Genomic DNA, 21323 nt, shown 5'->3' on the forward strand with positions numbered 1-21323 from the left:
GAACAAGAAGGAGGAAGAGTATGAGACTGCTGCACATATCCGATTTGCATCTGGGCAAAAGAGTCAATGAATACTCCATGCTGGAAGATCAGAAGGATATTTTGAAAAAAATCATAGATATCGCAGATCAGGAAAAAGCAGAAGGGATCCTGATCGCAGGAGATGTATACGATAAGCCGGTGCCGCCGGCGGAGGCGGTAAGGCTTCTGGATCAATTCCTGAACAGTATGGTAAACCGGAGCATTCCGGTTTTTTTTATAAGCGGGAATCATGATTCCCAGGACAGGCTGGCTTTCGGGGCAGCTCTTTTTCGGAAAAGCGGTGTGTACACGGCCGGGGAGACGCTGTGCGAAAAAATTACCGTGCAGGATGAATTCGGACTTCTGCATATCTGGATGATGCCTTTTCTAAAGCCGGCTTACGTAAAAGCGGCATGCCCGGGGGAGGATCCGGAGACGTACACGGACGCGGTGCGTATCGCTCTCGGGACGCAAAAGATGGATCCCGAAGAGAGAAATATCCTGATCGCACATCAGTTTGTCACAGGAGCAAAGACATGTGAGTCAGAAGAGCTTTCCATCGGAGGACTGGATCAGGTGGACGCTTCCGTGTTCGATGAGTTTGATTATGTGGCGCTTGGACACCTTCATCGTCCGCAAAGTGTCGGAAAGGAGAAGATCCGATATTGCGGGACTCCTCTTAAATATTCTTTTTCGGAAATCAGGGACAAAAAATCCGTGACCATTTTGGATATCCGGGAGAAAGGGAACACAAAGATAGAGACGATCCCCCTGATCCCTAAAAGGGATCTTGTGGAGATCCGAGGCACTTACATGGAACTGACAGCAAAAAGCTTTTATGAAAACCTGGATCCGGAAGCTTATTACCATATCACGCTGACAGATCCGGAAGATGTGCTGGACGCGCTTTCAAAGCTCAGGCTGATCTATCCGAATATGATGAAGATGGATTATGACAATGACAGGGCAAGGAGCCAGTCGGAATTTGAGGCAGCCAAAGAGATGGAGAGAAAAAGTCCGGAAGAACTTTTGGAGGAATTCTATGAGATGCAGAACGGACAGCCCTTATCGGAAAAGCAGAGAAAACTGGTGTTGGAAATGATGGAAGAAATCTGGGAGGGAAGTAAATGAGACCGGAAAACCTGATACTGTCCGCTTTTGGCCCCTATGCCGGAAGGCAGGAGATTCCATTTTACAAACTTGGGTCAAAAGGGATTTACGTCATAACCGGCGACACAGGAGCCGGCAAGACGACATTGTTTGACGCCATCACGTTTGTTCTCTATGGAGAGCCCAGCGGAAATTACAGAAAATCTGATATGCTTCAAAGCAAGTATGCGGGCGAAGGGGAGGAGACGTATGTGGATTTTACCTTTTCAGTAGGAAAAGAAGTGTACCGGGTAAGGAGAAATCCTGAATACGTAAGAAAAAAGAAGAGAGGAGAAGGATTCATCACACAGAAGGCAGATGCCATTTTGACGCTCCCGGACGGAACGGTCGTAACCGGAGCCAGGGCGGTAACGGAAAAATGTGAGGAAATCCTTGGACTTCGCCGAGAACAGTTTACCCAGATCGCCATGCTGGCGCAGGGGGAGTTTCAGAAGCTTTTGATGTCTTCGACGGAAGAAAAAAGCAGGATCTTCCGGATGTTGTTCCACACAAAGCCATACCAGATTTTTCAGGAAAAAATCAGGGAAAAGGCATCTGCCGTAAAAAAAGAGTACGAATTGCTCGATCGTGACATCCGGCATTACGCGGAAGAAATCTGCTGTCCGGAAGAAATGACGGAGGAAAAGAAACGCTGGGAAGAGGCACTCTTAAGTCCTCATGCAGAGGAATGGATTTCGGCAGCGGAGGAGATTGAGGAAAAGATCGAAGGAAAGATGAAAAAGTTGGATGAAACGATCCGGCAGGCAGAAGGACGGGCAGAGCATTCCGGGCAGAAGGTCCAAAAGACAGAGCAAGAGCTTCTTGCCAAAAAAGGGGAGAAAAAAGAAGAAGAAAAGCTGCTGAACTTGCTTTCGCAGGAAGAAGAAAAGAAAAAAGTACGGGATAAGGCGGAAGAAGAGGCAAAAGGGACGGAGGATTTAAAGGAGAGGATCGTAAGGGAGAAAGAACAGCTGGAAAAATACAAAGAGGCTGCCAAGACAGAGAAACAACTGGAGGAAAAGCGCCGTGAAGAATCAAAGACGGCCATGCTTCTGGAGAAAAAACAAGGGGAATATAAAATCAGGAAGCAGACACTTGAAAAAGTGAGAAAAGAACTTTCTGAATTTCCTGTGTCGGAAGAGCGATGGAAGAGTTTGGCGGAGGAAAGCCAGAGACTGGAAGAGCGGTACGGGAAACTGATCGCTTTTCGTGAAGTGTGCAGACAGTACCAGGATGCAGTGAGACGTCTGAAGCAGGAACAGGAACGGTATCTTCATATACGGGAGCAAAGCCAGGCTGTACAGGAGTCCTGCCTTGCCATGGAACGCGCCTTTCTGGATGGACAGGCAGGAATCCTGGCCGAACAGCTTTCAGAAGGAGAACCATGCCCTGTCTGCGGAGCAAAAGTGCATCCGAAGAAGGCGAAGCGTCCTCTCCACATTCCGGACGAGAAAAAGCTGAAAGAAGAAAAAGAGAAGCTTTCAAAAATACAGAAAAAAGAGGCGGAACAGAGCAGGCTGGCAGGCGAAGCAAAAGGGCAGCAGGAGACAACCGGGCGGAATCTGAAAGAACAGGCCAATATGCTTTGGACGCAGGAGATAAAAGGTCTTCAGGAAGCTTATACAATGATGAAGACAGAAGGGATCAGGCTGGAGGAAAAGCGGAAAAAACTCAAAAGTGAAGAGGAACAGCTGATATCATTTCGGGAGAGAAAGAAAGAACTGGAAACTCAGAAGAAGAGATTGGAAGAGACTGCGGAGAAAGATCAGGAGGAGATCCTGTTTTTGGAAAAGAGGATTGCGCAGTGCACAGCAGATCGGAAATCGATGGAAGAAAAACTGGAGGCAGATCGGAAAAAGCTTCTTTACTCTTCCTATGAAGAGGCGAGACAGGTTATCGCCGGGATGGAAGAAAGAAAAGAGCAGATGGAGATCAGGCTGGAGACAGCCAGAGCAGATTTCCGGACACTGGAGAACGAAATCGCAGCTTGCCGTTCTGCCATCCGGGTGTGGAAAGAACAGCAGGAAGAAAAAGGAAGCCAGGAGAGTGCGCTGATACGAAGAAAAGAAGAGATGGAGTTGGAAAGGAAAAAAGCTCTGGAAGAGAAGGCAGTCTGTCTGAAAGAAAAAGACCATCTTCTTCCAATATTAAGGACAAATAAGAGAGCAGTGCAGGAAATCAGAAGACTTTGCCAGAAGCAAAAAAAAGCGGAAGAGTCTTACCGGATTGCAGGCAGTCTCTCCGATACGGTAAACGGAACTTTGGCGGGGAAAGAGAAGATCATGCTGGAGACATATGTCCAGACTGCATATTTTGACAGAATTCTTTTGCGTGCCAACAGAAGGCTGCTTGTCATGACTGACGGACAGTATGAGATGACGAGAAAACGGACGGCGGCTGACAGACGAAGCCAGAGCGGGTTGGAGATCAATGTAATCGATCACTATAATGGCACGGAGCGTAGCATTCATTCTCTCTCCGGAGGGGAATCCTTCCAGGCGTCCCTTTCCCTGGCGCTTGGGCTCTCCGACGAGATTCAGGCGATGTCTGGCGGCATCCGACTGGAGGCTATGTTTGTGGACGAAGGATTCGGAACTTTGGACGATGAAGCACTTGAAAAAGCGGTAAAGGCCCTTGTGTCCATCAGCCGGGGGGATAAGCTTGTGGGTATCATTTCCCATGTGGCAGCGTTGAAAAATCGGGTCGAAAAAAAGATTGTTGTGACGAAAGACAAAACAGGAACAAGCAAGGCGGAAGTTGTGATCGGCTAGTATGCCGCGGGAATGTATAAAGAAGCCCAGGAGGGAAATCTTATAGATAGAAATATCTTATAGATAAGATCATCTGGGAGGCATTTATGGAGTCTATTTGGAAACAGACATATGAGATCGCAAGCAGACCTTCGCTTTGCGGGGATATACGGACAGAAGCAGTAGTAATTGGAGCAGGAATGACAGGGATTCTCACGGCATGGCAGCTGCAAAGAGAAGGAATCCGGACAGTTGTCCTGGAGGCAGATCGGATTGCATCCGGGCAGACAGGGCATACGACGGCCAAGATTACAGCCCAGCACGGAGATATCCTGGCAGATTTTGTGCGGGAAAAAGGGTTTAAGACAGCGGCAAAGTACGTGCGGGCAAATCTGGCAGCAGTCAAAGAGTATGAAAGGATCATATCCGGGGAAGGAATCTCCTGCGATTTTGAAAAGACAGATTCCTATGTCTACGGGCAGGAGGAAGAGCGAATGAAAGAGGAGGCAAAAGTGTCAAGACAGCTTGGCGCCCCGGCTTTTTTTGTGAAAGATATCTCGTTTCCAGTTTCCCACAAAAGCGCTGTGCGGTTTTCTGACCAGGCACAGTTCCATCCGTTGAAATTTGCAGACGCTCTGGCAAGATCTCTCACGATCTATGAGAAAAGTCCGGTAAAAGAAGTGGAAGACCATAAAGTGATCACACCTGGAGGAAGTGTTGCGGCAAAACACATCATTTTTGCAGCCCACTTCCCATTTGTGAATTTTCCGGGAATGTATTTTGCGCGGATGCACCAGGAACGATCCTATGTCCTTGCAATTTCCGGAGCAGGAACGATCGATGGAATGTACATCGGAACAGGAAAGAAAAGCTACTCGTTCCGACAATACGGAAAGTGGATCCTGTTTGGAGGAGAAGCCCACCGAACCGGAGAAAATGCGGAAGGCGGAAAATATGAGAAACTGAAAAGGGCAGCAGAACAATTTTTTCCGGGATGCCGCGTGGAAGCGGCCTGGTCTGCCCAGGACTGTATGACAGCTGATAAGATTCCGTTTGTCGGTACGTACGCTTCCTCGAAACCGGGATGGTATGTAGCATCTGGATTTCAGAAGTGGGGGATGACTTCCTCCATGGCAGCCGCCATGATTTTGCGGGATCAGATCTGTGAGAGGCCCAATCCATATGCGGATGCTTTTGCACCGGCCCGATTTTCTGTCGGGGAGATCGGTCCGGTTGGAAAAGACACCGGGACGGCGGTCAAACAGCTTGTAAGTCCCATCTTTCGAGGCGGGATCCGGTGTTCCCATCTTGGATGCCGACTCGTGTGGAATCCGGATGAACAGACATGGGACTGCCCTTGTCATGGGTCGCGTTTTGACCGGCAAGGCAGAAAAAAAGAAGGACCCGCACAGAAAGGGATCTGCTGTAAAGATGCACAATGAGCATTGTCTTTTCATATGGTAATAAAAAAAGGATATGCAGAATATGGCATTTGTTTCCTATCAAAAAGTGACAGGGATCATCCAGAATATTCGAAACGGATCCTCGTGCTGTACGCTGATCGTATCGATCATGACACAAAACGGGACAGTAAATATGGCAGTATCCCAGGATACGATGGTCGTGGACTGCGTAAGGCTGCGCCCGGGGATGCGCGTAGCGGCTTTCTATGACAGCAATCTTCCGGTTCCGGCTATCTATCCTCCGCAGTACCAGGCTGAGATTATCACTCTCCTTCGGAGAAACCAGGAAGTAACGCTTCGCTATTTTGACGAGACACTGACCGCGGAAGACAACTCTCTTCGCCTTAATATTTCCCCGGGAACGAACATCGAGACGATCAACGGACAACGATTCCTCTGTGATCCGGGGAATTCGGATCTCCTTGTATACTATACGGCCACGACATTCAGCATTCCTCCGCAGACATCTCCGCAGAGGATCATTGTCGTCTGCCCTGCGCAGTAACATAAAAAGGTAGGCGGATGGAAAGGGGTATTTTCCGTCCGCCTGTACTGATTGCGTTATTGGAGAGACGGTTTTCGAAAACCGCCTTTTTTATTACACCAATCCCGATAGGAGTCGGGCCGGTGTGGACGCCGATAGTCGCGCCGATCTGACAAACAGGGAGTGGATCAATCTGATCAAAAGAGGAAGATAGTTTCTGGAGCAGCATGTCATGCAAAAGCTGGCCTTCTTGCTTCTCATGTCCGTATCCGATGATCAGACTGCATTCCTTGGGAGTGCACTGGTGGTCTTTAAAATACTGAATACAAAGGTCACAGAGTGACTCCAATGACCGGCGGCCCCTTTTGATGCCGGCAGAATGAATTTCCCCATCATAGAATGTGATCAGCGGTTTTACATTTAAGAGAGAGCCGGCAGTCTTTGCTACTTTTCCGATTCGCCCTCCGTGTTCCAGATGATCCAGTGTGTCCACAGTAAAAAAGATCCGGGCAGAAGGAATCAGATTCTTCATGCATGCTTCGGCCTGAAGGACGGACAATCCGCTGTCTCTCAGGCGGCACAGTACAAGGACGAAGATTCCCTGCATCAAAGTGGCAGCCATGGAATCCAGAACGACAACCTGGGTGTCCGGGTAGGTTTCAGACAGCATATCGCGCGCGATCTTGGCTGACTGGATACAAGAGCTTAATTTGGATGAAATGCACACACAGAAAATATCCTGGCCAAGCCGGGCTTTTTCTTCGAAGATGCGATAGAAATCTTCTGGTGAAGGTGCAGCCGTCTTCGGGTAGACACAAGGGAAGTCCACCATCCGCTGGTAGAAATCTGGAAGTTTTAGTTCCGCTCCTTCTTTTAAATAGTCTGTACCATTAAATGATACGAGAAAATGAACAATACGAATGTCCTTTTGGCGGAGAATCTCTTCCGGAAGATCGCAGGATCCGTCGCAGATAATGCTAAATTTCTGTTCCATTTACAACGCCTCCGTTTTTATTCCTATACTGATGTCGGGATCAAAGGGGGGCTCCTGACATTATGATATCATTGTAACAGTTCTATGCAAAAAAGGTAAGATTTTATTTGTTTTTGTGTGCGTAAAACCCAGGAATGGCCTGATTGACAGTGATTTTTCAAGATGGTATTATGAGAAAGAAAATGCGAGGGATGCTGACAGGCATCCCTGTTTGGTGTACGCTCATAATGGACAGGAGGCGAAGATGAAAAAAGCAATACTTGCAGTCAGTTTTGGAACGAGTTATCTGGATACACTGGAAAGGACGATCGGCGCCATAGAGCGGGAAGTGCAGGAAGCATTTCCAGACCGAAAAGTCTATCGGGCTTTCACAAGCGGCATGGTCCTCCGGAAGCTGAGAGAAGAGATGGGGATCCACATTATGGATGTGGAGGAGGCGGTGTTGGCCATGGAGCGCGACGGTGTGGAAGAAGTGTTTGTCCAGCCTACTCATATTATAAACGGATACGAATACGAAAAGATGAAAATTATGCTTCAGCCGTACAGAGCGAGATTCGTTCGTATGGAGATGGGAATGCCGCTTCTTTCTTCTGTGGAAGATTACAGTGAAGCTGTCCGCGCAGTCATGAAAGAAGCGGGACTGGAAAAGAACGAGACTCTTGTACTTATGGGACACGGAACCGAACATCACACAAATGCGGCGTATCCGGCTCTGGATTATATGTTCTGGGCAGAAGGATTCCGGAATGTGGTTGTCGGAACAGTGGAAGGATTTCCGAAAATCAGGGATGTCATACGCAAATTAAAAGAGCAGAAGGCGGAGAAACTGCTTCTCATGCCATTCATGATCGTAGCTGGAGATCACGCCAGAAACGATATGGCCGGGGAAGAGGAAGGATCCTGGAAATCCATGTTGGAAAAAGCAGGGTTTCAGGTACGGATATGCATGAAAGGCCTGGGAGAGATGGACGGGATCCGCAGAATGTTTGTCCGTCATTTGTCAGAAGCGGAGGAAAAGAAAAGATGAGAGGAAAATTATATGGAGTAGGCGTTGGACCGGGAGAGAGCAGCCTGATGACACTGAAAGCGGTACGGACGATAAAAGCCTGCGATATCATCGCTGTACCGGTGTCCGATCCAGGTCTGGAGATGCCGGTGTACGAAGAAGCGGGAGAGAAAACGTATGCAGGATATAAACAGGAATGTGTGGCATACCAGACAGCACTGCAAGAAGTACAGGAGATGCAGGAGCGAGGAGTTTTGTATCTTCCGATGCCTATGAGTAAAGAAAAAGAAAAACTGAAGGCAATCCACAATGCAGATGCGGACTGGATAAGAAAGGCGCTGGACAAAGGTCAGTCCATCGCTTTCTTGACACTTGGAGATCCGTCCATCTATTCTACCTATCTGTATCTTCATAAGCGGATATGCAAAGAAGGATACGAAGCGGAGATTATCCCCGGTATCCCATCTTTTTGCGCAGCTGCCGCAAGGCTTTCGATAGGATTGGCTGAAAACAAAGAGCAGATCCACATCCTTCCGGCATCTTATGGAGTGGAGGAAGGAATAAAGCTCCCGGGAACAAAGATATTGATGAAGGCAGGAAAGAAGATGCCGGCTGTGAAAGAAGCGTTGAAAGATGGACATCATTCTTTCTGGATGGTGGAAAACTGTGGAATGTCAGAAGAAAATATCTACGAAAGGCCGGAGGATGTACCGGATGATCCGGGCTACTTTTCTCTGATCATCGTGAAAAAACGGGAAGGGTAAGAAAAAATGGAAAGACAGATAAGGATTGGAAGCAGGGAGAGCATACTGGCAGTACGTCAGGCTCAGATCGTAAAAGAAGAGCTTCTGAAAGCCAGCCCGGGTTTGGAGATAGAAATCGTGACGATGAAGACAACAGGAGACCGCATTCTGGATAAAAGTTTGGAGAAAATCGGAGGAAAGGGACTTTTTGTGAAAGAGCTGGATTATGCTCTTTTGGAGGGAAAGATTGATCTGGCCGTTCATAGCCTGAAAGATATGCCTATGGAAATTCCGGAGATGCTTCCGATACTTGCGCTTACCAGGCGGGAGGATCCGAGAGATGTCATGATTCTGGAGCCGGGTAAAAAAAGTCTGATTCCCGGAGATATCATTGGCTCATCCAGCAAACGAAGAACTCTGCAGGCAGGGAAACTGTACCCGGGATGTATATTCAAAAATATAAGAGGCAATGTACAGACTCGTCTTCAGAAGCTGGAGCAGGAAGAATACAATGCCACGATACTGGCGGCTGCCGGGCTTCGCAGGCTTGGAATGGAAAACTGTATAACCCGCATTTTTTCTATAGATGAGATGATTCCTTCGGCAGGGCAAGGAATCCTTGCGGTACAGGGAAGGAAAGGAGAGAAGATCCCGGGGATAGAATCGGTTGCTTGTCCGGACAGCATATGGGCGGCAAAGGCTGAGCGGACGTTTGTCAGAACATTAGACGGAGGCTGTACTTCCCCTGTAGCTGCATTTGCCAAGGTCTGCGGCAATGAGATCTTTTTGCGTGGGCTGTATTACCACGAAGCGGCCGGGGAATATGTGACGGGATCGATATACGGAGATACGACAAGAGGAGAAGCGCTGGCAGAGGAGCTGGCTAATATCCTGAAAGGAAAGTATGAATGATGGAAAAGAAAAGGATGGACGGGAAGGGATCAGAAAAGAAAGGAAAAGTCTGGCTTGCAGGGGCAGGTCCGGGAGACGCCGGGCTTCTCACATGGAAGACGGTTTCTCTGCTTAAGACTGCTGATGTGGTCGTCTACGATGCTCTCGTCAGTACCGAGATCCTAAGTATGATCCCGGACCAGACTGAGATGATCAATGTAGGAAAACGCCGGGATCATCATCTCGTACCACAAGAAGAGATCAACCGTATTCTTGCAGAAAAAGCGAAAGAAGGAAAGCAGGTGGTCAGGCTAAAAGGGGGAGATCCGTTTGTGTTCGGAAGAGGAGGAGAAGAGCTGGAATTTCTGGAATCGGAAAGGGTTCTTTTTGAAGTGGTTCCGGGGATTAGTTCCTGCACGGCAGTTCCGGCTTATGCGGGGATTCCGGTCACACACAGAGACTGTGCATCGTCCTTTCATGTGATCACGGGACATATGAAAAAGGGGAAAACGCCGGACATAGATTATGAAGCCCTTGTCAGGATGAACGCGACTCTTGTTTTTCTCATGGGAGTTACGGCTCTGGAAGAAATCTGCGAAAATCTGATCCGGTTCGGCATGTCTCCTGAAATGCCGGCAGCTGTCGTTTCAAACGGGACATGTAAGGACCAAAAAGCACTTACATCCACGGTAGCGCTCCTTCCGGAAAAGGTAAAGGAAGCTAGGATTGGAGCGCCGGCAGTCATCGTTGTAGGAAAAGTATGCACGTACGGAGAACGCTTCCAATGGATCGAAAAGCTTCCCCTGGGCGGCCGGCAGTACATTGTCACAAGACCTGGAAAGCAGAACGAAAGATTGGCTGAGCAACTTCGAATGCTTGGAGCTCGTGTTATCGAATGTTCCGCTATTTCCACAGAAGCATTGCAGTCTGAAGAGGAAAGAAGAAAGATACGGGAAGCATTGTATGGAATCAAAGAACGGATCGAAAGTCAGGAAACGAATGAGTGGATCGTCTTTACAAGCGCTGTTGGAGTAAAGGAATGGTTTATTTTCCTTGATGAGGAAGAAATGGATGTACGGAGCTTTTGGAAAGCGAAGTTTGCGGTCATCGGGAAAGGGACAGCGCAGGAGCTTAAGCATCATGGGATTCGTCCGGACTTGATACCGGAAATATACGAGGCAGGGGAACTTGGAAAACTTCTGGCATCCTGTGTGAAACCAGGAGATCATGTGACAGCATTTCGGGCAAGGGAAGCTTCCAAAGAGCTGTTTCCTCCAATCCGGGACGCCAAAGCCATATGTGCGGATATTCCGGTTTATGAAACGATCACAAGGATGCACGCGGAGCTGAAAGAGCGAATTTGTAAGCTGACCCGTGAGCAGCAGATTGACGCTGTCCTTTTTACAAGCGCGTCTACCGTAAGAGGATTTGCCAATATTTTTTCTGGAGAGGAGCAAAAGCAGATATTGTCTGAGAGCTTTGCACTTTGCATCGGGCGAAAAACCAAGGAGGAAGCAATGCGGTTCGGAATGAAGGCGAATGTGTCTCGGGAAGCTACCGTGGACAGCATGGTAGAGAAGCTTCTGGAGAACTCTTTGTCGAAGTAAATAAAAATAAGTAAAAATGTGAAAATTTTACCAAAGTGTTCTTTTTTCTCCTTTTTTGAAAGAACAAAATATGTGCAATAAGCACAAAAAATGGGAAGTAAAAATATAAAATACATACAAAATAACTCCTTGCGGTAAAAAACGCTTTACTTTTCCAAAGTAAAATATTATAATGAGTTTACCAGTAAAAATACGAAAAGGGAGGAAAACAAAATGAAAAAAAGAATGGCAGTAATCTGTATGCTGATGTTGTCCGTCACAACAATCCTTGGCGGATGTGGAAGCAAAGATGACGGTTCCGACGGGGGCAAGACAAAAATCCGTTTTGCCACATGGGATGTTGCTGAGGACGTAGACAAGCAGCAGGACCTCGTGGACAAATTCAACGAGGAACACGATGATATCGAAGTTACGCTGGAAGCGTACGGAAGCGAGTTCGATACGAAGATCAGCGCAGGTATGGGTTCCGGAGATACCCCGGATGTAATGTATATGTGGAACTATCCGGCATATTACGATGGACTGGAACCGCTGGATGACTACATATCAGAAGAAGGGGAAGAATACAAGTCCAACTTCTATGACACACTTTGGGATTACAACACAATGGACGGAAGCATTTACGGAATCCCGGTTGGATTTACGACGCATTGCCTTTTCTACAACAAAGATATCTTTGCAGAAGCCGGAGTAGAAGAACCGACTGCAGATTGGACATGGGATGACCTTCAGGCTGCGGCAAAGACGATTTCTGAAAAGACAGATGCGAAAGGATTTTCTTTCCAGATGAAACCAGACCCGTACGACTTTGAAATGCATCTTTGGAGCAATGGAACAGCTTACTGTTCAGAAGACGGCACAATGGATGGAAACATCAATTCCGATGCGTCCAAAGAAGTGTTCCAGATGTTCCAGGATATGGAAGAGGAAGGCTATGCGATAGCTACAGAAGGAGACGGAACAGACGAATTCCGTGCAGGCAACTCCGCAATGTATGTATACGGATCCTGGTCTATCAACACGTTAAATGAAGACGGATTAAACTATGGCGTAACGACAATCCCGGCATTTGCAGATGCAGGTCAGGATTCTGTCAGCATCCTGAGCTCCTCTGGTCTTTCCATGTCAAAAGACAGCAAGAACAAAGATGCAGCATGGGAATTCATCAAATACTGGACAAACGAAGAGTGCAACAAGGTACGTATCGGTACAGAACTTCCGGTCCTGAACTCTGTGGTAGAGTCTGAAGGTATCATGGATCAGGTCGAATATGCTCCGTTCTACACAATGCTTGAGCAGAGCCAGGGACATACACCGGCAAGCTTCATCATTGAAGACTGGTCCGAAGTATCTGAAAATCTGTCCTTATCTTTTGAACAGATCTTCAATCCAAGCTCTATGCAGGACGTAGATGAAGTTTTGGATAACGCTGCAAAATAGTAACCAGAAGGGAGGAGACAAACTCCTCCCTGATTTAGGAGAGAGATCTATATGAAGAAAAAGAACTTTTTAAAAGCGGCAACTCCGTATTTGTTCATTTTGCCGTGGATCATCGGATTTCTGGTGTTTACACTGGGACCACTGGTCTTCTCGTTGATTATGAGCTTTTTTGACTGGCCGTTGACCGGCGAAAAAGCGTTTATCGGAATTGGAAACTACATCGAAATGTTTACCCAGGACGACCAGTTTTGGAAATCCCTTGTGATCAGTTTGAAGTATGCTGCGATTTTCGTGCCGCTGAACCTGATCCTGGCTCTGTTTTTGGCGATGCTCATCACACAGCCGCTGCGCGGAGTGAAAGTATACCGTGCCATCTTCTACATACCGGCTGTCATCTCAGGTGTAGCGACATCCATTATCTGGAGCTGGCTTTTGAACAGCGACTACGGCGTGATCAACTATCTTCTGTCTTTGCTTGGGATTGACGGACCGGACTGGCTGGTAGACCCTGCCTGGGCTCTGTTTGCGGTTATCCTGGCAAGTGCGTTCGGCGTCGGGACAATGATGCTTGTATTCTATACTGACATGAAGAATATTTCCACGGAGATTTACGAGGCGGCTTCCCTGGATGGAGCAGGTCCGGCAAGGAAATTTTTCAGCATTACCCTTCCGATGATCACGCCGACACTGCTGTTTAATCTGATCACTTCCATTATCAGTTCTTTCCAGCAGGTAACGCTCGTTATGCTGCTGACAGGAGGCGGACCGCTTCAGTCTACATACTTCTATGGACTGATGACATACAACAACGCCTTCAAGCACCACAAGATGGGATATGCCAGCGCCAATGCGTGGGTAATGTTCATCATTATCCTGATTCTGACAGCTCTGGTATTCAAATCTTCTTCCGCATGGGTATTCTATGAATCAGAAGTAAAAGCGGAAAAGAAAAAGAAAAGGGGAGGGAAATAAGTTATGAAAATGTCAAAGAAAACAAAAGTTGTCCTGTATATCCTTTTGACGATTGTAGCAGTTTACTTCCTGTCCCCGTTCATTTATATGTTCTTTACGACGTTTAAGACGGAGACAGAGGCCATCGCTTATCCGCCGAGCCTCTTCCCGGAAGAATGGAATTTTTCAAACTATATCGATGCGTGGACATCTCAGCCGTTTGGCACATACTTTATCAACTCTGTTCTTGTTACCGTACTTACAACAGCCGGAACGATTTTATCCAGTTCCCTTGTTGCATATGGGTTTGCAAGGTTCCGTTTTAAAGGGAAAAATATTCTGTTTATGATCCTTCTCGCAACGATGATGATTCCGTGGGATGTTACGATGATCCCGCAGTATATGGAGTTCAACATGTTCGGATGGATCAATACACTGCTGCCGCTGATCGTTCCTACGTGGTTCGGATCTGCGTACTACATATTCCTGATGCGGCAGTTCCTTATGGGTATTCCGAAAGATTACGAGGAAGCGGCGCGGCTTGACGGCGCAAATACATTCCAGATTTACTGGAAGATTTTTATGCCGATCCTGAAGCCTTCTTTGATCATGGTAGGCGTGCTGAATATGCTGACTGTATGGAATGACTACCTTGGACCATTGATTTTCCTGCAGGACAGAACCAAGTACACACTTGCTCTCGGTCTTGCATCATTCAAAGGGGTACATTCCACACAGATCATTCCGATGCTGTGTATCACAGTCATCATGATCATCCCACCGCTGCTGATCTTCATTTTTGCACAGAAGTACATTGTTGAGGGCACAAGCGGTTCCATTAAATAGTAAAAAGACAGCCAGATAGAACCGGCCATAAGAGAAGAAGTGCGTTCTATCTGGCATTCTTAGATTTCAGAGACAAGGAGTAAAGATATGACACAGAGAATGAAAAAAAGATGGGAAAATCAATGCCTTGAAGCCATCGGCAGACGGGAAGCCCGGACAGCGTTTTATCAGGATTCCCTGGAAAGGATGAGTCTGAACGGAGAGTGGAGCTTTCTGTATCTGGAGGCCCCGGAACTTTCGCCGGAAGGATTTGAAAAAGAAAAGGCACAGGAAGAGTGGGATACGATTGATGTCCCTTCAGTATGGCAGCTTCGGGGATATGACAACATGCATTACACAGACGTCCTTTATTTGTTCCCTGTGACCCCCCCGTATGTTCCGACAAAGAATCCGACAGGTATTTACAAAAAGACAGTGTGTCTGTCCGAAGAATGGACAGAGAAAGACACCATTTTGAAATTCCACGGGGTAGACAGCGCCTTTGACGTGTGGGTAAACGGACAGCATGTCGGATACAGCAAGGTCAGCCGACTTCCGTCTGAGTTTGATATTACGGAATATGTAAAAGCAGGGGAAAACGATATCACGGTCCGCGTCTACAAGTGGTCCGACGGAACATACCTGGAAGATCAGGATATGTGGTGGCTTTCCGGCATTTACAGAGACGTGGAACTCATCAGTGAACCGAAACAGGCTGTCTACAGCTGTGCTGTGGACGGAAGTCTGGATGAATTCTATAAGGATGGGATCTTTACGGCGGACATCACACTGAAGCAGGAACAGGCAGAGGGAAGCTATATCCTGGAATACAAAGGGGAGAAGATTTTCGAGGGGACATTCTGCGCGGAAGATGGAACAGTCCATGTGGAAGAGCGGATCCCGGATGTGAAAAAATGGACGGCAGAGACGCCGGAACTCTATACCTTCACAGTCGTCACAGAAGATCACAAAATACAGGTAAGAGTCGGATTCCGCAAAATCGAAATCAAAGACGGAAATTTCCGGGTAAACGGACAGGTCATCCTTCTGAACGGTGTCAACCACCACGATTACAATCCGAAAGAGGGACGCTGCGTGACATATGACCAGATGAAGGACGATATCATTCTGATGAAGCAGTACAATATGAACGCAGTGCGCTGCTCCCATTATCCGGCCAACGAATATTTCTATGATCTCTGCGATGAATACGGTCTTTACGTCATCGATGAGGCAGACCTGGAATGCCACGGATTTGAGTGGGTGGAAAATTATACGTGGATCACAGATGATCCGGAATGGGAAAAAGCTTATGTGGACCGCAGTGTGAGGATGGTAAAACGGGACAGAAACCATCCGTGTATTATCATGTGGTCCATGGGCAACGAATCTTCCTTCGGATGCAATTTCCGCAAGGCGGCAGAAGCGATCCGCAGGCTGGATTCCACAAGGCTCATCCACTATGAAGGGGACTTCGAAGCGGAAGTGACAGATGTCTACTCCACGATGTATACAAGACTCAAAGGCTTAAAAGAGATCGCAGAGTATAAAGTGAAAGGGCAGAAACCGCATGTGATGTGCGAGTACGGCCATGCTATGGGCAACGGACCTGGAGGGCTGAAAGCATATCAGGATATGTATCGAAAATACAAACGGCTTCAGGGCGGATTCCTGTGGGAATGGTATGACCACGGAATCTACACGGAGGAAGACGGACATACATATTACCGTTACGGGGGAAATTATGGAGATTTCCCGACAAACGGAAACTTCTGTATCGACGGGATCCTGATGCCGGACCGCACGCCATCCCCTGCGCTTCTGGAGTACAAGCAGGTTATCGCTCCGGTTGAGATCGCAAAAGTTCCAGGAAAGAAGACGGAACTTCTTGTGAAAAACTATTATGATTTCCTCAGCCTGGAAGGAGTTGTCCTTCGGTGGGCTCTGGAAGAAGAGGGGACGGTACTCCAGGAAGGAGTCGTTGACACGTTGAAGGCAAAACCGCACGGAGAAGAAAAGGTATCTGTCCCGGTTGTGCCGTTTGAATTAAAGGAAAACAAAGATTATTATCTGAGGGTTAAGGCATGTCTGAAGGCGGATGAAGCGTTTGCAAAAGCGGGACATATCATTTCCGACGTACAGTTTCCGCTGGAGATCCGCCGGGATGTTTTTGCAGAGAGGGAGAGAAAAGATTCCCTTCAGATCCGGGAAGAAAATGGAATCCTTACTGTGGAAAACAAAGAAATTACGGCCAGATTCCATACCGTATTCGGAAAGCTTCTTTCGATTGAAAAGGACGGGAAAACGTATCTGACAGACGGGCCGGAAATGACGGTATACCGTGCGACGATCGACAACGATATGTACAAGAAAGAAGACTGGATGAACAAATACTTCCTTCAGAAAGGAAGCGAACAGACGGTATCTTTTGAATATAAAGAGATGGGAGACAGAGTCGTAGTTGTCTTCGACAAATACTTTGGATGTCTGAATCAGTCATGGGGATTTGAGTGTGAATATGAATATACCGTATTCAGCTGTGGACAGGTAAGAGTTTCCATCGACGGAAAAACTGTGCAGAGAGGAAAACTGGAACCGGAATTTCTGCCGCGTATCGGAGTATGCATGAAAGCGTCAAAAGATCTTCAGAATACAGTGTGGTACGGCATGGGGCCTGGAGAAAACTATCCGGACAGCAAGGCGGCGTGCGCAATGGGAATCTACCGCAGCACCGTGGACGGCATGCACACAGACTATGTATTTCCACAGGAAAACGGACATCGGGAGCAGGTAAAATGGTTCGGGCTTTCGGACGGAAAGCAGACGATGCTCTGCAAGGCGCAGGGCGAACTTGGCCTGAACATTGCAAACTATACAGATGAAAGTCTCGAAAAAGCTAGGCATCCGTATGAGATTGAAAAGAGCGACGATGTGATCCTGCATCTCGATTACCTTCATTCCGGACTTGGAAGCAACAGCTGCGGAGAAGAACAGTTGGAAGAATATAAAGTAAAACGCCAGGATTTCTCCATGACATTTACATTTTCCCTTGTAAATGCAGGACAGGAGGAAGCCGAAGCCGGAAAGCAGTATCTGGATTAGAGGACGCACAGGAAAGGAGTACAAAACATGATCAGAGATATTTTTGCAGAGCCGTGGAGGGAGAACATAGGGACAGATGACTGGGTGATTCTTCAGGATCGTTACGATCCGGAAGAAAACCTGAAATATGAAAGCCTGTTTGCTCTTTCCAACGGGTATCTCGGAATCAGGGGAAGCTACGAAGAAGGGACAAAAATCACACTTCCATATCTTTATATCAACGGTGTGTTTGATAAGTCCGAGACATTTATGAGAGAGCTGGCCGCTTTGCCAAACTGGCTTGGCATCCGCCTTTATGTGGAAAAAGAATTGATCGGCGTGGAAAACTGTGAGATATTGGAGTTCGCAAGAGCGCTGGATATGAAGCAGGCCGTCCTCTACAGACATACTGTCCTGAAGGACAAGAAGGGAAGGATCACAAAGATCGAAGGAAGACGGTTTGTGAGCAGAGACAATGTCCACCGCATGGGAATCGAACTTTTGGTAACGCCGATGAACTACAGCGGAATCATTGAGGCGGAAAACATCATCGACGGTACGATCGTAAATTTTTATGATGCACCACGATTTAAAGTAAAACACATGTACCAGACAGCCAACGAACGTCTTGGGGAAGATGGCGTCTACATGGAGACTGCCACCAGAGACCGCCATCTCCATGTGGGATGCGGGTGCAGGCTGGAAGCATATAAAGATGGTCAGCCAGTTATGGGAAACCGCATGTTCAACGCCTTCGGAGAGCAGGCCGTGGAATTTGGAGACGTGCATGTAAAAGAAGGAGAATGCGTGCGTTTTGTGAAGTACGTATCGATGTACACGGAGCGGGAATGTCCGGCTTACGCACTTCACACGACGATCAAAGACGAAGTGGACCGTTTTGCCGGGGAAGGATTTGGAGCGGAACTGGAAAAACACGCCAAAGTGTATGAAAAGATGTGGCAGGAGGCAGATGTCCGCATCAACGGAGACTTTGAGCTGGACCGCGCAGTACGTTTCAATATCTTCCATCTGATGAGCACCGGAAATGAGACTGACGACCGTGTGAGCGTTGGAGCAAAGCTTCTCACGGGAGAAGAGTACGGGGGACATGCATTCTGGGATATCGAGCTTTTTATGCTGCCGTTCTTCTCCTATGTGTTCCCTCAGATGGCCAAAAATATGGAGACATACCGTTACCATCTTCTGGATGCGGCCAGAGACAACGCCCGGAAAAACGGGTTCAAAGGCGCACAGTATCCTTGGGAATCCGCAGATGACGGAACGGAACAGTGCCCGGACTGGACCATCGAGCCGGACGGGACATGTTACCGTTGCTATGTGGCAGTATACGAACACCATGTAACTGCAGACGTGGCTTATGGAATTTACGATTATGTGAAAATCACAAATGATAAAGACTTCCTTTTAAATGAAGGGGCGGAGATTCTCACAGAGACAGCCCGGTTCTGGGCAAGCCGGTGCGAATATATTCCGGAGAAAGACCGGTACGAGATCAACCAGGTAACAGGACCGGACGAATGGCATGAACCGGTGGACAATAATCTTTATACAAACTATTTTGCAAGGTGGAATCTGAGATACGTCATGGTTCTTACGGAGCAGATGAAGAGAGAATACCCGGATGCGTACGCCTCTCTTGCAGAAAAGACCGGACTTACGGACGAAGAAGTAAAAAGCTGGGATGAAGTGCAGAAAAAGATCTACCTTCCAAGAAAAGAAGGAACCAACCTTCTGGAACAGTTTGAAGGATATTTCGATCTGCACGATGTAGTAATCGACAAATACGATGAAAACGACTGGCCGATCCGTCCTGAGGCACTCAACCATTATCCAAAAGGAGAGACGCAGATCTTAAAACAGCCGGATGTCGTCCTGCTTCTGCATCTTCTGGGGGAAGAGTTTGATAAAGAGCTGATCAAAGAAAATTATGACTATTACGAAAAGAGGACGCTCCATGGTTCATCGCTGAGCCCGAGTATCTACTCTGTCATGGGACTGAAGGTAGGGGATGACTCCAGAGCGTACCGCTATCTGAGAAGAGCGGCGTTTATCGATCTTCTCAACCTTCAGAAAAATACAAGAGAAGGAATCCATGCAGCCAACGCAGGCGGAGTATGGCAGACGGTTGTGTTTGGGTTTGCGGGGGTATCCATTGAAGAAGGAATATTGAAAATCTGCCCGAATATGCCAAAAGAGTGGACCGATCTCACGTTCCGGCTCCACTACTATGGATCCTGGATCGAGATCACGGTATCGGGCGACAATACGGCTTCTGTGAAGCTTCTCTCAGGGGAGCATGCCAAAGTAAATATCAATGGAAGCATACAGGAAATTTAGACGGGAGGACAGACAGATGAAAAAATGGTGGTCAATCGGCGGCCTTGTGCTTGTGACGATCATATGGGGAGGCGGATTTACAGCCAGCGATATCGCTCTTGAAAGTATGACCCCATTTCAGATTATGGCGGTGCGTTTCTTTCTCGCAGCTGTGCTGATGGGGATCATCAGTATCCGTTCTCTGAAAGGCATGAAGAAGGAAGAAATCATGGCAGGGACGCTGATGGGGATTGCGCTTTTTGCGGCTTTTGCACTGCAGATCGTGGGGCTTCAGTACACGACTCCGTCAAAAAACGCTTTCCTTACGGCCCTCAATGTCGTGATCGTTCCTTTTATCGCATTTCTCATACTGAAAAAGAAAGTGGGACCGAAAGGGATCCTGGGAGCGGTCATGTCAGTGATAGGCGTGGCGCTCCTTTCCCTCCAGGGAGATCTTACACTGGGGCTTGGCGATGCGCTCACACTTCTGTGTGCGGTGGGATTTGCTTTTCAGATTTTTTTTACAAGCGAATTCGTAAAAAAATACAGGGCATCAGTTCTGAACTTTGTGCAGATGGCAACAGCTTTCATGCTGTCGCTGGTTTTTATGATCTTCCTGAAAGAAACCAGATTTCAGGTTACAACAGACGGATGGCTTGGCGTACTTTATCTTGGCGTGGTAAGTACGACCATATGTTATCTGATCCAGACAATTTGTCAGAAATATGTGGATGAGACGAAGGCGGCTATCATTTTGTCCATGGAGTCCGTTTTTGGAACATTGTTTTCCGTGATCATACTGCACGAAGTTCTCACGCCGCGTATGATCGTGGGAAGTCTTATTATCCTTGCGGCGGTGATCATTTCCAATCTTGCGGAAACGGAAGCGCCGCAGAAAGCTTAGTGGGAGGAATGGAAAGATGAAATACAAAGCAGTGATTTTTGACCTCGACGGCGTCATCTGTTTTACAGATAAGTACCATTACCAGGCGTGGAAAACGATCGCCGACGAACTTGGCATCCCTTTTGACGAAAAGATCAACGACCGTCTGCGGGGAGTCAGCAGGATGGAAAGTTTTGAAATCATTCTGGAAAAATATGACGGCACAATGACGCAGGAAGAAAAAGAGTCCTGGACAGAAAAGAAAAACAACATCTATAAAGAGCTTTTGAAAAATATGAGCCCGGCAGATCTGACAGACGAAGTAAAAGAGACGTTGGATGCGCTCCGGGAGAGAGGGCTTTTGCTCGCTATTGGATCATCCAGCAAAAACGCCCGTTTTATCCTCGGACAGATTGGGCTTGGGGACTATTTTGACGCGATATCCGACGGCAACAATATCACGAAATCCAAACCAGATCCGGAAGTGTTCGTAAAGGCAGCAGAGTATCTTGGCGTGGACCCGGAAGGATGCCTCGTAGTGGAGGATGCAAAAGCAGGCGTGCAGGCGGCGAAAGGCGGCCAAATGGATTGCGCGGCTCTGGGAGATGCAGCCACAAGCGGGCTGGCGGACTACAATATGGAGACATTTTCAGATCTGAAAAAGATTACAGAATAAGGAATGAAGAGACAGAGGGAAGG

At 47.6% G+C, this 21323-nt stretch carries 16 protein-coding genes; 15 read left to right on the forward strand and 1 reads right to left on the reverse strand.

Annotation, left to right across the window (positions count from 1 at the left end; translation table 11 throughout):
* Nucleotides 1-20 precede the first annotated feature (20 nt).
* The 4 genes from ACLROL_RS03145 to ACLROL_RS03160 all read left to right on the forward strand — a co-directional run bounded on the left by ACLROL_RS03145 (nt 21) and on the right by ACLROL_RS03160 (nt 5887).
* Nucleotides 21-1151, forward strand: coding sequence for an exonuclease SbcCD subunit D (locus tag ACLROL_RS03145; RefSeq protein WP_413067307.1), 1131 nt, complete (start codon nt 21-23; stop codon nt 1149-1151).
* Complete coding sequence (locus ACLROL_RS03150; RefSeq protein ID WP_413067308.1) at nt 1148-3940, forward strand: AAA family ATPase; 2793 nt, start codon at nt 1148-1150, stop codon at nt 3938-3940. The genes ACLROL_RS03145 and ACLROL_RS03150 overlap by 4 nt, the downstream gene beginning before the upstream one ends.
* 86 nt (nt 3941-4026) lie before the next feature.
* Entirely contained in the window at nt 4027-5361 is a 1335-nt protein-coding gene (locus ACLROL_RS03155; RefSeq protein ID WP_413067309.1) for an FAD-dependent oxidoreductase, read from the forward strand.
* A gap of 43 nt (nt 5362-5404) precedes the next feature.
* Nucleotides 5405-5887 carry a hypothetical protein gene (locus ACLROL_RS03160; RefSeq protein ID WP_087201751.1) on the forward strand — a complete coding sequence of 161 codons (483 nt, stop codon included), beginning with the start codon at nt 5405-5407 and terminating at the stop codon, nt 5885-5887.
* On the opposite strand, the gene ACLROL_RS03165 is transcribed toward ACLROL_RS03160, so the two are convergent.
* Nucleotides 5862-6860, reverse strand: coding sequence for a DegV family protein (locus ACLROL_RS03165; protein WP_221919432.1), 999 nt, complete (start codon nt 6858-6860; stop codon nt 5862-5864). The two genes, ACLROL_RS03160 and ACLROL_RS03165, sit on opposite strands and share 26 nt — an antisense overlap.
* 244 nt (nt 6861-7104) lie before the next feature.
* On the opposite strand from ACLROL_RS03165, the gene ACLROL_RS03170 reads away from it, so the two are divergent.
* The 11 genes from ACLROL_RS03170 to pgmB all read left to right on the forward strand — a co-directional run bounded on the left by ACLROL_RS03170 (nt 7105) and on the right by pgmB (nt 21300).
* The gene (locus ACLROL_RS03170; protein ID WP_087201755.1) at nt 7105-7887 is read left to right on the forward strand and encodes a sirohydrochlorin cobaltochelatase; all 783 of its coding nucleotides are present in this window, start codon (nt 7105-7107) and stop codon (nt 7885-7887) included.
* Nucleotides 7884-8630, forward strand: a complete 747-nt coding sequence (gene cobI / locus ACLROL_RS03175) for a precorrin-2 C(20)-methyltransferase (protein ID WP_413067310.1) — start codon at nt 7884-7886, stop codon at nt 8628-8630. The genes ACLROL_RS03170 and cobI overlap by 4 nt, the downstream gene beginning before the upstream one ends.
* Nucleotides 8631-8636: 6 nt before the next feature.
* Entirely contained in the window at nt 8637-9521 is an 885-nt protein-coding gene (gene hemC, locus ACLROL_RS03180; protein WP_413067311.1) for a hydroxymethylbilane synthase, read from the forward strand.
* Nucleotides 9518-11107, forward strand: a complete 1590-nt coding sequence (cobA, locus tag ACLROL_RS03185; RefSeq protein WP_413067312.1) for a uroporphyrinogen-III C-methyltransferase — start codon at nt 9518-9520, stop codon at nt 11105-11107. The genes hemC and cobA overlap by 4 nt, the downstream gene beginning before the upstream one ends.
* 213 nt (nt 11108-11320) lie before the next feature.
* Complete coding sequence (locus ACLROL_RS03190) at nt 11321-12547, forward strand: ABC transporter substrate-binding protein (protein WP_413067313.1); 1227 nt, start codon at nt 11321-11323, stop codon at nt 12545-12547.
* Between the two features lie 51 nt (nt 12548-12598).
* A complete protein-coding gene (locus ACLROL_RS03195; protein ID WP_413067314.1) occupies nt 12599-13519 on the forward strand; it encodes a carbohydrate ABC transporter permease in 921 nt (306 codons plus the stop codon).
* 3 nt (nt 13520-13522) lie between these two features.
* A complete protein-coding gene (locus ACLROL_RS03200) occupies nt 13523-14344 on the forward strand; it encodes a carbohydrate ABC transporter permease (protein WP_288722264.1) in 822 nt (273 codons plus the stop codon).
* A gap of 87 nt (nt 14345-14431) precedes the next feature.
* A complete protein-coding gene (locus tag ACLROL_RS03205) occupies nt 14432-17425 on the forward strand; it encodes a glycoside hydrolase family 2 TIM barrel-domain containing protein (RefSeq protein ID WP_413067315.1) in 2994 nt (997 codons plus the stop codon).
* A gap of 27 nt (nt 17426-17452) precedes the next feature.
* Entirely contained in the window at nt 17453-19762 is a 2310-nt protein-coding gene (locus ACLROL_RS03210) for a glycoside hydrolase family 65 protein (protein ID WP_413067316.1), read from the forward strand.
* 16 nt (nt 19763-19778) lie between these two features.
* Nucleotides 19779-20645, forward strand: coding sequence for a DMT family transporter (locus ACLROL_RS03215; protein WP_288722268.1), 867 nt, complete (start codon nt 19779-19781; stop codon nt 20643-20645).
* A gap of 16 nt (nt 20646-20661) precedes the next feature.
* Nucleotides 20662-21300, forward strand: coding sequence for a beta-phosphoglucomutase (pgmB, locus tag ACLROL_RS03220; protein WP_288722271.1), 639 nt, complete (start codon nt 20662-20664; stop codon nt 21298-21300).
* Nucleotides 21301-21323 lie beyond the last annotated feature (23 nt).

The sequence above is a fragment of the Sellimonas sp. genome (assembly GCF_047234585.1).
GTDB lineage: Bacteria > Bacillota > Clostridia > Lachnospirales > Lachnospiraceae > Sellimonas > Sellimonas caecigallum.